Below are 1,708 nucleotides of genomic sequence, written 5' to 3' on the forward strand. Positions count from 1 at the left end.
ATTATTTTGCAACATATTACGGGTTTGGGAAACTAATTTCTCGATTACCGCTCGGTGGGGCTTTTGCTAAGGCAGACGCTACGCGAACTCCAATGATAGTTCGATGAAATTTTACTCTAAAAACAACAGCTAATCGATCGATCGATTGCCAAGTAGTAACAAATAAAAGTGCAGATTACCTCATCTCTCGACAATTTATTGACTCCCACAGCGATTGCGCTAGGTAACTTTGACGGGATTCATCGGGGTCACTTGGAGGTGATTAGACCTGTTTTAGCTAGCGATAATCCCGACCTTTACAAGACGGTGGTAACATTTGCACCGCATCCCCAACAATATTTTACCGGACAACAGCGACAACTTCTGACGCCACACCACGAACGCGCCATCATTTTAGAACGGTTGGGCATCCAGCAACTGATTTTATTACCCTTCGATCGAGAGCTGGTTAAGTTATCACCGCAGGAATTTGTCGATCGAATTTTGGCTCGCCAAATTCAGGCTAAATTTATTAGCGTGGGCGAAGATTTTCGATTTGGCAATCAACGTGCGGGTGCAGCTTCAGATCTCGTCGAGCTAACGGCTCAGATTGGTATCCAGACTAAAATTGCGCCATTAGAAACCGATGGCGATAGCCGGATTAGTAGTTCGCGGATTCGAGCAGCATTATTGGCTGCGGATCTCAAACTAACTCAGGTTTTACTAGGTCGATATTACTCGATCGTGGGTACGGTAGTTAGCGGACAATCGATCGGCAGATCGATCGGATTTCCGACAGCCAATCTCCAATACCCTCCCGAAAAATTTCTCCCGCGTCAGGGTGTCTACTGCGTTCGTGTCGATACCGATACACAGACTCAATTACCAGCAGTGATGAATATCGGCAAACGTCCGACGGTTAACGGTGTTAATACCACTGTCGAAGTGCATTTGCTCGATTGGGATGGCGATTTGTACGATCGAGAAATCATCGTTTATCTGCATCATTTTTTGAGAACCGAACAAAAGTTCGCCGATTTAACCGCCCTCACCAATCAAATTCAAGCTGATTGTAAGGCTGCACGCGAGTTTTTTTCATCTTAAATTAAGGTATAACTTTAGAGGATGTCTGAAAACATTTTATGTCTTCGATTGTAGATCTGAATCCCCCTGCTTGGTGCGCTGTCTTGACCCAAACGCACGCTGAGGGAACCTCAGCGCGATTTGGGTCGCTAAACCGTCGGGGAACAAAAGCGGGCGCGCATCCGCTAAATCCCCCTTAAAAAGGGGGACTAAGAGTCCGGTTCCCCCCTTTTTAAGGGTGCTAGGGGGGATTCTCTGGGGTTTACGATTGACAAGCTAAACTTCTCAAACATCCTTTTAGGTACTCGATCGAATACCACGTATTTCCATTTGTTCCATAAAGAATTCTTCGAGCGATGCCCGTCCTTGTTTGAGCGATATTAATTCTGCGCCTAACAATCGTAGGGTAGAGAGAAATTCCTGCGGTTCGCCGTGAAGTTTGCCCTGCCAGATATCATCTTGATAAGCGATATCGCTCATCCATCGATCGAGAATTTCTCGATTGCCACCGCGCCCAGTTACTTCATAATAACGCCCTGAGTTCGACTCTATATCGACAGGATTTACCAGTAAATCTGATAACGTCCCGCAGCAAATCAATTCACCCCGCGCTAAAATTCCGACACGACTACAAATTTGCTCCACT

General features: G+C 46.0%; 1 protein-coding gene and 1 pseudogene. One reads left to right on the plus strand and one right to left on the minus strand.

The window, feature by feature from the left end; genetic code table 11:
- Positions 1–168 precede the first annotated feature (168 nt).
- Positions 169–1,083, plus strand: a complete 915-nt coding sequence (locus RMO27_RS19795) for a bifunctional riboflavin kinase/FAD synthetase (protein ID WP_309735770.1) — start codon at positions 169–171, stop codon at positions 1,081–1,083.
- A 276-nt stretch (positions 1,084–1,359) separates the two neighbouring features.
- Here RMO27_RS19795 and RMO27_RS19800 read toward each other — a convergent pair.
- Positions 1,360–1,708, minus strand: a pseudogene (locus RMO27_RS19800) (multidrug ABC transporter ATP-binding protein); the annotation flags it as partial.

The sequence above is a fragment of the Chamaesiphon sp. OTE_75_metabat_556 genome (genome assembly GCF_031378165.1).
Classification (GTDB): Bacteria; Cyanobacteriota; Cyanobacteriia; order Cyanobacteriales; family Chamaesiphonaceae; genus Chamaesiphon.